At 63.4% G+C, this 12,572-nt stretch carries 7 protein-coding genes and 1 pseudogene; 5 read left to right on the top strand and 3 right to left on the bottom strand.

All coding sequences use genetic code 11. The annotated features are described in order from the left end of the window. Nucleotides 1–898: 898 nt before the first annotated feature. On the top strand, nucleotides 899–1,105 hold the full coding sequence (locus OHQ90_RS26085) for a hypothetical protein (protein ID WP_328401782.1): 207 nt from the start codon (nucleotides 899–901) through the stop codon (nucleotides 1,103–1,105). A gap of 50 nt (nucleotides 1,106–1,155) precedes the next feature. On the opposite strand, the gene OHQ90_RS26080 is transcribed toward OHQ90_RS26085, so the two are convergent. Next, nucleotides 1,156–2,721 (bottom strand): hypothetical protein, encoded by a 1,566-nt coding sequence (locus OHQ90_RS26080; protein WP_328401780.1) that lies wholly within the window; start codon nucleotides 2,719–2,721, stop codon nucleotides 1,156–1,158. 695 nt (nucleotides 2,722–3,416) lie between these two features. Between OHQ90_RS26080 and OHQ90_RS39555 the strand changes: the two genes are divergently transcribed. The 3 genes and pseudogenes from OHQ90_RS39555 to OHQ90_RS26070 all read left to right on the top strand — a co-directional run. Then, a complete protein-coding gene (locus tag OHQ90_RS39555; RefSeq protein WP_442941495.1) occupies nucleotides 3,417–4,580 on the top strand; it encodes a menaquinone biosynthetic enzyme MqnA/MqnD family protein in 1,164 nt (387 codons plus the stop codon). Nucleotides 4,581–4,583: 3 nt separating this feature from the next. Beyond that, complete coding sequence (gene kynA / locus OHQ90_RS26075) at nucleotides 4,584–5,531, top strand: tryptophan 2,3-dioxygenase (protein WP_328401778.1); 948 nt, start codon at nucleotides 4,584–4,586, stop codon at nucleotides 5,529–5,531. A gap of 259 nt (nucleotides 5,532–5,790) precedes the next feature. Then, nucleotides 5,791–6,201 (top strand): annotated as a pseudogene (locus OHQ90_RS26070) (transposase); the annotation flags it as partial. 826 nt (nucleotides 6,202–7,027) lie between these two features. Here OHQ90_RS26070 and OHQ90_RS26065 read toward each other — a convergent pair. Further along, entirely contained in the window at nucleotides 7,028–7,642 is a 615-nt protein-coding gene (locus OHQ90_RS26065; RefSeq protein WP_328401776.1) for a TetR/AcrR family transcriptional regulator, read from the bottom strand. 442 nt (nucleotides 7,643–8,084) lie between these two features. Between OHQ90_RS26065 and OHQ90_RS26060 the strand changes: the two genes are divergently transcribed. Beyond that, nucleotides 8,085–10,991 carry a helix-turn-helix transcriptional regulator gene (locus OHQ90_RS26060; protein WP_328401774.1) on the top strand — a complete coding sequence of 969 codons (2,907 nt, stop codon included), beginning with the start codon at nucleotides 8,085–8,087 and terminating at the stop codon, nucleotides 10,989–10,991. 172 nt (nucleotides 10,992–11,163) lie between these two features. Here the strand turns inward: OHQ90_RS26060 and OHQ90_RS26055 are convergent, their stop codons facing one another. After that, nucleotides 11,164–12,549: an MFS transporter gene (locus OHQ90_RS26055; protein ID WP_328401772.1), complete on the bottom strand. Its 1,386-nt coding sequence runs from the start codon at nucleotides 12,547–12,549 to the stop codon at nucleotides 11,164–11,166. Nucleotides 12,550–12,572: the final 23 nt, after the last annotated feature.

Here is a 12,572-nt window from a genome sequence, read left to right as displayed (position 1 = left end):
CCTTCGCCAGATCCATCCGTTCCCGAGCCTGTTGCACCGCCTCAGGGGTAAAAGGACCGGTCGACACCTCCGGGATCCGCTTCGTGGGCAACCATTTTCCCTGCAACGCAGCCACATCGGCCGCCGCGTTTCCGGTGACGCCCGCCGTCGTGATCTCACGTGGCGGCTTGTTCGCCTGGGCGAGCATGTTTGCCACTGAACTCGCCCGCTCGGCGTCGGACAGCTGGTCACCGACGTTCCGTACAGCGGCGGTCTCAGGTGCCTCCACCGCCGGGGACTTGCGCCCCCCGGCGTAACCCAGCAGTGCTCCGTTGAGCGCACCGCCGAGGAGTCCCGACCAGTCCCAGTGTCCTGTGAACGCCGCCCCGGCCCCGACCATGGTGGCACCCGACCCGAATCCCACCCCGAGCCGACCCAGCGCCGAGTTTTGCAGCGCTGGAAAGAAATGCACCGCCGCCCCGGTGGCCAGGTGGCTGACCAACGCCGATCCGGAGCCCTGCAAGAACGCCGAACCCAGCGTCTTGGGATCGAGGGTCTCACCGGACAAAACATCGGCGGCCAGCGTGAAAGCGGTTTGCTCGGCACCGATCCGAAACGACACGACCGCGGCATGACCCACGAACGAGCCCAGAGGTCGCACCAAGCCGGATATTTCGCGGATCGTCGCCTCGGCAGCAGCGTCGAACGCGGCCTTTTCCTCGATGATCCGTGGCAGGGTCTCCTCGATTGCCGCCGCGTCGGCGATCGGGTTCCCCAAGCCTGCCATCACAGTCCACGCCGCCCGCAGCGTCATCATGATCATCGCCAGCTGGGAGGCCAACGACTCGCTAGCGAGCTTGTGCGTCGCGTCGCCGATCTTGGGTGTGGCCTCCGCGATTGAATTGGAGGCCGCCGTCACATGGTCGAGGAATTGTGTGGCCTGCTGTTGCGACACGCCTTGCAGCGCTTGCTGTGTCAGCGCCCACTGCTGCTGGGTGTCGGCGGAAAACCGCTCGACATGGGCACCGAGCTTGCTCATGATCGTGCCGACCTCGCTCAACGCCCCAGGTTTCTGCTCCGGGAACCGGCCCGCGAGCAGCGCCAGTTGGAGCGGCGTCGGAATTGAATCCACCAGTTCGACGATGTCGTCATCGTTGATCACGAGACAGAGGCCGATCAACCGGCCTGGCGTGCGGCCGAAACAATAACCTGATGCAGGGCTTTCGCCGTGTTGCCCGCACTGTCGCCATCACGCACCACAGACAGAAACCCCTCCTCCAATGTGGCCATCGGGTCGAGCCGACCTTCGCTTACCGTGCTGCCTTCGCGGATCAGCCAGGTCCGATACCCCTGCACAACACGCGCGATCGTGTCGAAGCGTTCGCGGATGTTCAGGGAATCCAAATACAGTCCGATCAGCACGCGGTGCGTCGATGCCGCCGCGCGGTCGCCGCCTGCGGCGATCAGCGCTCGGCCCAACGCGCGCACGGTCGCGGCGAACGTGGTGTCGGCCGGCGGCGCCGCCGCTGCTCTCACGAGCGCGCCGTTCAAGGTCAGCACCAATCCAGGTATGTCTCGTGGCTCCACCAACTCGACCAAATGCGCTGCTGCGAGCCCAATCCGCACCGAGCGGAGAGCGATCTCCGGGTAGTTAGGCAGGACGGCGTCGATGGCCGCCACGAATTCGGTGACGGAGGCCGGATCGAGATCCGGCGTGTCGAAGCCGATCACCTCCAGGCCGTATCTGTTGGCCAGCTCACGTCCCACGTGCAACAGATCCGAACCAAAGCTGGTTTTTGTCTGCTTCTTGGGCTGCTTCTTCTCAGCGTTCCGAGGCCGAGCAGAGGCCGGCCGCTGTGGCTGGTCGGTTGCTTGGCGCGGCGGCGTCGCCTGTGGCGCACCGGCATTGGACCGAGACCACGGCGTGGTCGACTGTTGTGCCCGACGTGAGCCCTTGTTGACCGATCGTCCGGCAGGTTTCGCGCTCGACTTTCCATCCGCAGCACTGGTGGCCTTCTGGTCCGGTGTGGTCGACGGCGTCTTGCCGGGTCCGCCGGGGAGACCTCCATCCGGTGCGCTCCCGGGCGGGCGAGGTGGGTTCTGGCCACTGGCCGGACCGTTGTCCGCCGACGGCCCGACTGGGCCGATCCCGGTACTCCGGGAAGGCGTGCGTGCGGGCCCTGCCTTGCCGCCGGTCTGCGTTGACGAGGTGCCGGGGCCCCCTGGACCCGAGGGACCGACGGGCGATTCAGGTCCGGTTTGCGGTGCGACTCGCGCGGGCGATTCGACTCGGGCAGGAAATTCGACTTGGGCGGGCGATGCGCCAGCGGAAGCCGACCAGGTCGGTGCTGCCGCCGCCTGCGGCACCGACAGCGATGACAGTGGTGCTGCCGGAGTCGGCTCACCGCCGGACGTTCCTCCCATATCGCCTGCATTCGCAATCTCTCTGGCGCCGGCGAGATCCGCTGCCTCGTACTGATCCGCCATCTGGCCCAGTTGGTCGGCAAGCTGCAGCACTGCGCGCGCTGCTTGGTCGCAGACCGAGAAGCTCTGGTTTATCTGTGGCAACACGTCTTTCTCGAATTGCTGGCCCGCCGCGTCACCACCCCAGGGCTGTCCCTTCGCCGCGAACTCGGTCTGCAGCTCGTCCAGTCGCTGTAACGCTGCGGTACCGATCTGGCGTAACGCCGCCGCCCTCGCCCGCAAAGCCTGCGGATCGACGTACAGGGTCTGACTCGTCATCATCACCTCCCGCGCATCGCTGCGCGTGTGAACCACCATCTAGGTGGCTGCGGCCGGATTGCTGGCGTGGATGCAGACCACGGGTGGTTCGAGGTCGAGTGTCTCGGTTCTGATTTCGGTGTAACCGGCGGCCTCGAGCAGGGTTTCGGTTTCGCGGGCCCCGGCGTGGGGAGGCGGTCGGCTGTCGCTCCTGGGTTGCGAGGTTGGGAAGAGATAACGAACCCGACAACGTCTCGGCCACTGCGAAGTGCTCCTTAGCAACCGTGCCACGTCATCCAGGTCGACAGCCAGCCGATACGCCACGCTCTGCAGCCTTTCGCTTCGCAGCCCTGAGTGATTCAGCGTCAACTCCCGTCAGATGTGAACAAATGGAAAACTGCCCGCTCTCCACCGCACCTCCGTATGGTCGGCCACGCGGGGCGAAAAGACATGCGCACAAATGCGGAAATTTCGGGCTGCGCGGATTCGCGAGACCGCTTGGGAGCGCAGTGGCGTAACGCGGGGCACCCCTCGTGTAGCGGTTTCAGTCCGGTGTTCCCGGGTCTGGCAATGCCCTGGTGTGGTTGCGGCGGCCTACGATCAGGCGTGCACCCTTCGTTGCTGACATCGAACGGCTCATACGTCGGTCCGTGACATGACAAAGCACTCGCTACACGACGGGAGATCCTTATCGGGCCGCGGAGCATCGGAGAGTTCTGACGGTTGCGTCGCCGGAGTGGCTCAGCGGCGCGCTCGCGACCGATCGACTCGACATCGGTCCGATCAGCGCATTCGAGTTCCTCTGGCATGCCGACGATCTGACCGCGTTCTCGGGCATTGCAGTGGGCTGCAACGGGCCGGTGATTTCGTGTCTGATCATCAGCACAGTGCCGGTGGAGGATCTGGACGGTGCGACGGCCGCGCTCGGAAGTACCAGCCGTACGTCCGTGCAGTTGGCGCAACTCTTGCTGCGTGAAGCCGTCGGTGTCCGATGCCGGTATGTGACATGTTCGCCGGACGTGGAGGCGATGGTGCGGGTCGCCACGGGAGCAGTGATCATCGGCGATGTCGCCTCGAGTGCGGCCGGTGAAGCGGCCCGCCGAGGCCGTTATGTCTACGATCTCGGCCGAATGTGGCATGACTGGACGGGTTTGCCGTTCGTGTTCGCGGTTGTCGCCGCGCGGCGGTCTTCCTGGACCGTCATCTCGAGATCGTTCACGCGGTCCATCGCGACCTGCTCACGCCACGCGATGTGGCGCTCGAGGAGATCTGCCGTGAGGTTGCTCTGTGGGAGACGGTGGACGAAGCCACGCTGCGTCGTTACTACACGGCGGCGCTGGACTTTCGTCCGACCAGTGGCAGCGCGACGGCGTCGCCGAGTTCGCCCGTCGGACCGGGCTGTGTCGCTGCCGGTTGCCTGGCTACGTTCCTGCGTTCCGCAGTATGGCGGATGTCTCACCATTCCGGTTTTCCTAGTCTCGGTGACGCCGATAGGTGAGAAAGGAGGCCTCGGCTGCTTGCGAGATCTCGCACCCGAGCGGTGCCCAGGCAACTTCGGCGACCGCGTAGGGGTTGAGCTTCCAGGCATGCTCCTAGCGTTTGATTGCGCTACAACAGAATTCGATCGAGGCGAAAATTTCCCGAGCTCGCGTCGGCCCACTCGAACAATGAAGCGTATCGACGCCGACAGGTCGGGCGACCCTGAAATTGCCATCGCATTTGGCTTTGAATACGGGGAAATGGGTTGTTCCTGGGACTGTGGCGATCACCGTCTGGCACAGGGCATTTCGCGTCCGACGAGCACTTTGGCCTACGGCTGGGTGTGTGCGCTCGCGTCACCGGCGGGCGGTGCACTCGAATTTCGATCATTCGCAGTTTGATTCATGGAGGACACGATCGTGAATTCTGCCCGGATGCGACCGCGCGGCGACGGCGCATCGGTGAGCTGCCCGTCCTCGGGCGAGCACACCAGATACGGAACGCCGCGCATGCCAAGCGGCGCCGACCAGCCCGTCGGCGCCGACAACGCGACACTCGATTTTCCGAATGCGATGAGCTACGGCGACTATCTGTCTCTCGGGGCGATCCTGAGCGCACAGCAACCGCTGTCGCCGGATCCCAACGAGCTGCTGTTCATCATCCAGCATCAGACGACCGAGCTGTGGATGAAGCTTGTACTTCACGAGCTTCGTGTGGCACTCGAGGCGATCCATCGCGACGAGCTGTCACCCGCGTTGAAGGTGCTCGCTCGGGTGGCGCGGATCTTCGAGCAGCTCGTCCAGGCGTGGAACGTGCTCGCCACGCTGACGCCGTCGGAGTACTCGGCGATACGGCCGTATCTCGCGCAGTCGTCTGGATTCCAGTCCTATCAGTATCGGCAGCTCGAATTTCTGCTCGGCAACAAGAACTCACACCTGCTCCGTCCGCATGCGGACAGGCCGGAGGTCCTCGCGCAAGTGCGCGCGATGCTCGACGCGCCGTCGTTGTACGACGAAGTGATCCGCCTGCTCGCTCGGCGCGGATTTCCGATTGCGCCCGCGCGGCTCGAGCGAGATTGGGCGCAGCCGACGCAGCACGACCAAACGGTTGAAGATGCGTGGATCGAGGTGTATCGCAAGCCGCAGAAACACTGGGAGCTGTATGCGATGGCCGAGCAACTCGTCGACCTCGAGGATATGTTGCGGCAATGGCGCTTCCGTCACGTGACGACAGTCGAACGCATCATCGGTTTCAAGCGGGGGACCGGCGGAACGAGCGGCGTGACCTATCTGCGGAAGGTTGTGGACGTCACGCTTTTTCCAGAGCTCTGGCACGTGAGGACGGTTGTTTGAGGTGTGTGTCGTGAGCGGGAGCTAGGCTCTGGATGTTCAACAGCGGCAGGACAATTGGTTGACTACAGGACTCCCATTGCGGCGCACCATGCCCGGAGTGCTTGTATGCGTTTCGGTTCCACTGCTGGGGATTCGATTGGGCATGCCCGCATGGGCCGGCTTGACGGCGGCGCTGGGTTGCTGTTGACCGCGCTGGTGCCGATTTGGCGACATGATCGTTGCGGTCAGTCCGGCGGTGGCGGAGCTGGTCGTGAGATACATGACGGTCGGCAGCCGAAGGACGCAAATCGAGTTCGCAATACCAGAGGTAATCGCCGATGTGGTGGACCTCGACGTGGCCCTTGGCCAGCTGGTGGCCCAAGCCCGCGCGAGCGGGCTGCAGCTGACCGGTGAGGGCGGTCTGCTGCGGCAGCTGACCAAAATGGTGGTCGAATCCGCTCTCGATGGCGAGATCACCGACCATCTCGGCTATGGCCATAGCGACGCGGCGGGTCGCGGAACGGGTAACTCCCGCAACGGAACTCGGTCTAAGACGGTGGTGACCGATGTCGGGCCGGTGGAGATCGACGTGCCACGTGATCGGGGCGGGAGTTTCGAGCCGCAGATCGTGCGTAAGCGCCAGCGCCGGTTGAACGGTGTGGAGAACATGGTGTTGACGCTTTCCGCGCGGCCTCCCGACGAACCGGACTTGATAGTTTCCCGATCATCCGGCTGACGCTGATTGGCCCATTTGTGACCGGGTGGGAATGGGCCAAATCACTTTCGACATTGGTCATCAAGAACTCTGACGAGTCAGACCAATCGCCACCTGAACCCGCGACTGCAGGTTCAGCTTCGCCAGAATGCTCGAGACGTGCGTCCGCACTGCTACTCCACCGACGTCTGCTGCCTCACCCACTTCCTCCTCATATGAGCGGGTTCGCGCATGAACGAACACCTGACAGCACCCGGACCAACGGCGCCTCGCGCAGTGTCGGGATCACTCTCGACAGCCGGCCCATTCGCACGCCTTACACAGACATCAATGCGGGGTCGGTGGGCCGCCGCTTGGTCCGCGAGACTGAAAACCTGCATTTCGTTTCGATCGCCGGGAGAGCACTGACTTTCTAGTAGGTCAGATTCTGGTCGGTGCTCGCCCGATAGTCAAGGAGTTGATCGACCATGACGCCACGCCCCTCGAACAGAGACAACAGCACATCCTCGACGCAGCCGAACGGCTCGTGCAGAGTCGCGGGTTCAACTCGAACTGGGTCTGGCCGATGAATCGGATTTGTACATAGCACCGGTCCTGCTCGGTGCGGGAATCCGGCTGTACGACAACGCGGGTGGTGCGCCGATCGACGCCACTGGATCGGCGGATGCGACTTGGCCGTCAACGTATCAGTTTCGGCCCTGCGGGAGGCTCCGGCCGAGTGACGACCGGGCGCCCATCATTGGGACCGGGATGAAACACGCGGTGCTGTCGTGTCGTCGCCAAGGAACTCGAGCGTCACGAATCACATTGTGGAGCTGGTGATTTCACCCGCAGTGACGGGTGCGAGTCCCATCAGCAGATGGGTCGCTGTCGTCTGCAGAATGTCGAGATTGCCGTATAGTCGGGAGACGAGCATCGCTCCTTCAAGAGAGCCAATGATGACGTGCGCCCTCTGGTGCGGCGATCCGGCGAAGGTGAGCGTGCCTTCTCTCCTGCCCTGTGTCAGAACTTCGGAGAGCCATGCTTCGTTTCGGTCGAAGAAATGGACCACCGACCTCTGCATCGGATCGGACAACGTCGTGTATTCGGCAGCGAGCATGCCGCACAAGCACATTCGTTGTTCGCGCAGGACGCCGATATACAGGCTCGCATAGTATTCGAGCCGCTGAGGAGCGCTCTGCTCGTCGACGGCCGACAGTGCCTCGAAGAAGCGGTGCTCGTACCGTCGGATGAGTGCCAGGCCGAGTCCCGCCTTGCCTGGAAAGTGATAGTGCAGAGCGGGTTTGGAGATCGACAGTTCGGCGGCGATGTCCGCGTAACTGAATCCGTTGAACCCGCGACTCTGCACGAGTCGTTCGGCTGCGTCGAGGATGTGCGACCGGGTGCTGCTGTCGCCGCTCACGGGGCGTGGCGTCATCGTCGGTTACCCCTTGACTATCGGGCGAGTACTGATGAGAATCTGACCTACTGGTAGATCAGCATACCTCCAGCAGGATCAGAAATGAACCAGGTCCTTTCCGATTTGGCATAGAAGTCACAATGGTGTCGCAGCGCCATCGATGTCAGTGCGAGACACTTGGACGCTTGCCCGGCCCGCTGCGATTCCGTTCGAGCGCGAAGCTCGGCGTTGTAAGTGCCGCTCGGAGGTTGTGATCGCGAACCAGAATGAACCGAGCGGGAAGAGGGGAGGCAGCCGATGTCGGTGAGGTAGGGGATCTGGTCGAAATGTCCTCTCCACCCATTGCATTCACGTGACCGTCATGTTCTCGACAGGTCGCGGACAGGTCAGGGGTTGCCCACGGGCGGGCCCATTTTGCCCACAAGAAGCTGATTGGCCTCTCGATTCCCAGGCAGTAGACATGATGGAAATGCACTTCGAGACCGCGTCGCAGGTCGAACCAGTGGGACAGTCCGACGTTGGTGTGTCTCCCGAATCCACTCGCAAGCACGGACTGATCGGCCAGCTGATCGGTCGCAAGGAGGAACTCGACCGGATCGACCGGTGGATGCGAAGAACGACGACAGGGCGTGGCGGGATTGTCATTCTCGAAGGCGAACCAGGCATCGGCAAGACCGCGCTGCTGGCGGCGGCCACGCGAGTGGCGACCGCGCGCGGTGTGAGAGTTCTTCGCGGCGAAGCCAAAGAGCTCGAACAGCGCGTACCGTTCGCCACTCTGAGCGCCATCGCAGCGGCTTCAGGCGAGCGCCCCCCGGTAACTGTACGACCGGACATGAACCCCGACAGCGTGGCGATCGGTCAAGAGATGGCGATGGTCGAGTCCTTGGTTACGGCCTTCAAGGACAGTTGCAGGTCGGGGCCCACAGTGTTGATCTTGGATGATGTGCAATGGGCCGATCCGTCGAGTCTGCTGACGTTGCAGCGCCTAGGCGAATCCGTTGGTGAGCTTTCACTTTCGATAGTTCTCGCGCTTCGGCCGTTACCGCGCGATAAGAGTCTGTCATGCGTGCTCGGTCAATTCGAGTCGTGGGGTGCAGAGCAGCTGCGGCTCGGTCCGATGAACGATGCGGAAGTGGCCGCGTTAGTGGAAGACTCCCTCGGCTTGCCCGCCGGACCGCGGTTGTCCGCCGCCGTCTCGGGTGCTGCCGGAAATCCGCTGTACGTCATCGAACTGGTGGCTGGATTGATGCAGGCCGGCTTGATCGAACTCGGCGAGATCAGACCCGACCCAGCGACATTCAAGGCAAAAGGACCTGGTGAAATCCGGCTGCCTGAATCGCTGACCGATGTGATTGTGCGCAGGCTGGATTATCTACCTGCGCAGTCACGGCAGGTTCTGCCTATGGCGGCGGCCTTGGGGCCAGGTGTCGAGGCGATCGAGCTGTCGTCGGTGCTTGGAGCGGCACTCATCGACGTGTGGAACGTCATCAGTGTGGCGGTCGAGGCGGGAATCCTGGTTCGTGCCGGTTCGGACTTGGTATTCCGGCACGATCTGATCCGCCAAGTTCTGGCCGATCAACTCCCGCCGTCGACACGCACGACGCTGCAGTTGCGGGCGGCGCGTGTCTTGATGTCGATGGAGGCGCCGGTCGAGCGCGTCGCGACCTATCTGCTGGCAGGCGATGCGCCGCTGGATAGTGGCAGTTTGGACTGGCTGATCGAAGTTGCGGAGAGACTGACGGTTCGCGCTCCTGAGCTGGCAGTAGGTCTGCTCGATCAGGCCATCGGGTCTCCGACGCTGGACACCGCACGCTGCGATGTGCTGCGACTGTGGCATGTCAGGGCGCTGTTGTGGAGCGGAAATCCTGGCAAGGCAGAGGTAGTAGCGCGGCGGACATTGTCGGACGATGCCGCCTCGGCAGGTCAGGAACCAGCGGCCAGCAATCAGCTCCACTGGCTGTTGGCTCACGCGTGCTTCGCCCAAGGAAACGTGGCCGCTGCCGTCGCTGTCGCCGAATCCGTCCTTGCCCGGCCTGGCCTCACGCCGTTACAACAGGGCCAGTATCACGGGTTCCGCGCCTTGTCCTATCTGCTTCTCAGGCGCCGAGATATCGTCGAAGACGCGTCGGCATTGGCGATTTCGACTGGTGAAGCCTGCGCGGAGCCCATCGCGTGGGGACTGGGTGCCTTTGCGCTTGGCCTACTGCGGTATCACCAGGGATTTCTCGGTGAAGCGCAGGAACTCGGCGATCGGCTGGTTCGAAGCTACGAACACAGTGGCCGCCGGCGACTTTCCAACATCGACCCGTACTCGCTGAGCGGTCGGTGCCTGACCGAGCTCGACCAGTACGCGGCGGCAGAGAAGACGTTCACACTGGCAATTCGATTGAGCGAAAGCACCTCCGGGATGTATCTCGGGTCCATTCGGCTGGATTTGGCGCGCATGCACTACTTGGAAGGCCGCTGGGACGACGCCCTCGCCGATGTCCGAATCTGCCAGGACGGACCGGACATCTTCGGATATGCCGCAGCCACCGAGTGCTTTGTCGCTCTCGTTGCAGTGCGCCGTGGCACCTTCATCGGTGCTCCCGAGTCGCTCCCTACACCAGACGACCGGCTGGGCAGTCGCAATTCTCGCCATCTGCGTCCCTGGGTCCATGCGCTGGTGTGCGAGGCCCAAGGCCGTCCGGATCAGGCGCTGGAAGCGGCGTCGGACATCTGCGATGAACTCGCCGAACCGGCGGCTTCCGTCGCGGTGTATCCGCTGTATCCGGATCTGGCGCGGCTGGCAGTTATGACCAACAGGCTCGATATTGCCAGCAAGGTCACCGCCGCTGCGGAAGCGCTGGAAGCGCGTTACTTCACACACAGTCGCCACGCGACTGCGGCGTTGTGCCGTGGGCTGGCCGAGAGCAGCATCGAACTTGTAGCCGAGGCCGTAGAGTCATTCCGGTGTGCCGGTCGGCCTTGGTATGAAGGACAGGCGAACGAAAACCTCGCCGTCTTGCTCGCGAGCAATGGCCGACTGGACGAGGCTCGGTCGGCACTGGAAAGAGCGATCGAACTGTACACCCGCTTCGAGGCCGAATGGGACATTGCGCGGGCCGAGGCACGTCTACGCGATTTCGGGATACGGCGCGGTCGCCGCGGGCCCCGCAACCGGCCCAAGACGGGCTGGGATGCGCTGACGCCAACCGAGAGGAAGGTCGTCGCGCTGATTGCGCAGGGACGGTCGAATTCCGATATCGCGACCAGGATGTTCCTGTCCCCGCGCACTGTGCAGTCACACGTCTCCAGCATTCTGACGAAGCTGAATCTGCAGTCGCGGGTCCAAGTGGCGATCGGCTTGGCCGGGCAGAGCTCGTAATACGCCCGACTAATCGCGAATATGTGGGCGGATTGCTCGGTGATCTGGTAGGGGGGATAGGGCCGGTAGTGTTCGAGCCACCAGACGATCGATTGTATGAATCGAGATCGCCTGCGGCGCAGGCCCGCCCACGTAAATGTTCGGCCCCGCTCTGTAGTACAGGCAACAGCTCTCAGCGAGTAAGCGGTCGATTCCGTTGATTGGGCGGCAGTAACACGCTCGCAACGGCAATGGCGCAGGCGAGCCCGGCCGCCAGCAAGAAGACCAAATCATAACCAGCAGCGACGGCGGAAAGGGAGTTTACCGCTTCCCGCGCCACTTTGGCCCCGGCTACAGCGGAGAGTGCAGCCAGGCCGATCGAGCCGCCCACTTGATTGCCGGTGGTTGCGAGGCTGCTGACAATCCCGGTGTCGCTGTCGAGGGCATCGACCGTTGCCGTAGCCATGAGCGTTGGAAAGGTCAGCCCGATGCCGACCGCGACGAGCAACGTCGGACCGAGCACGCCGAAGAGGTAGCCGCTAGCGGTGTCGGCTTGGGCGAGCCAGCCGAAACCGGTCAGGAGACAACCACATCCGGTCAGCACCAGCGGGCGCGGCCCTGTTCGCGGTAGCAGCGTCGCAGCCGCTCGCGCGACAATTAGGAAGGTCATCGCGGCCGGTGTTTGCCCGAGTCCGGCGTGAAGTGAGTTGTAGCCCAGCACGTTCTGCAGGAACAGCGGCGTGAAACACCACATCGCGATGGAAATTCCGCCGAGCAGCGTCAGCATGCCGACTCCGACGGTTACTCGCCGGATTCGGAAGAGCTGCAAGGGCATCAGCGGCTCGGCTGCAAAGCGCGCCTCTGCCACGGCAAAGACCGCGAGCAGCAGGAGCCCCGCTCCGATCGGACCGAGTACCCGGGGCGACGTCCAGACGTGATCGGTGGTTTGCATCACTCCGTATATCAGGGCGGCCAGCCCTGCCGTTGCCGTGATCGCACCGCTGAGGTCGAGCGATTCGCTCCGGCGGGTTTGCTTGTTGGACAATGTAATTGACGCCAGTGCGATCAGAACCGCGCCGATCGGCACGTTGATCAGGAAGACCCACCGCCACGAGAGGCCGGTAGTGATGACTCCGCCCGCGAGCGCGCCCATCATCCCGCCCACGCCACCCGCAGCAGACCAGACACCGAAAGCCCTCGCCCGCGTACGCTTTTCGGTGAACCTGGTGTTGACCACCGTCAACGTCGCCGGTGCCATCATCGCCGCACCCACGCCCTGTGCTACGCGGGCTGCCACCAGTATCTGCGGCGCACCCGCCAGACCACCGGTCAGACTCGATGCAGTGAACAAAGCCAACCCGCCGACCAGCATCCGACGTTCGCCGAACAGATCGGTGGCCCGGCCGGCCAGCAACATGAATCCGGCGACGGTGATCAGGTAGCCGTCCACCACCCAGGCCAAACCGGTGGCGGTGAAGCCTAGATCGTGTTGGATCGTCGCCAACGCGATGTTCACGATGGACGCGTCGAGGATGACCATGAACTGGCTGACCGAAACCAGCGCCAGAACCAACCGCATGTGATTTGTGCGCGGATCGGCCC

It is taken from the genome of Nocardia sp. NBC_00403, assembly GCF_036046055.1.
Classification (GTDB): domain Bacteria; phylum Actinomycetota; class Actinomycetes; order Mycobacteriales; family Mycobacteriaceae; genus Nocardia.
This window is presented reverse-complemented; position numbering and strand designations above follow the sequence as displayed.

What these genes read in the sequence shown, in the direction of transcription:
- OHQ90_RS26085 (WP_328401782.1), top strand. Translation starts at nt 899, where the DNA reads ATGGTCGAGGAATTGTGTGGCCTGCTGTTGCGACACGCCTTGCAGCGC.
- OHQ90_RS26080 (WP_328401780.1), bottom strand. Translation starts at nt 2,721, where the DNA reads ATGACGAGTCAGACCCTGTACGTCGATCCGCAGGCTTTGCGGGCGAGG.
- kynA (WP_328401778.1), top strand. Translation starts at nt 4,584, where the DNA reads ATGGAGGACACGATCGTGAATTCTGCCCGGATGCGACCGCGCGGCGAC.
- OHQ90_RS26065 (WP_328401776.1), bottom strand. Translation starts at nt 7,642, where the DNA reads ATGACGCCACGCCCCGTGAGCGGCGACAGCAGCACCCGGTCGCACATC.
- OHQ90_RS26060 (WP_328401774.1), top strand. Translation starts at nt 8,085, where the DNA reads ATGATGGAAATGCACTTCGAGACCGCGTCGCAGGTCGAACCAGTGGGA.
- OHQ90_RS26055 (WP_328401772.1), bottom strand. Translation starts at nt 12,549, where the DNA reads ATGCGGTTGGTTCTGGCGCTGGTTTCGGTCAGCCAGTTCATGGTCATC.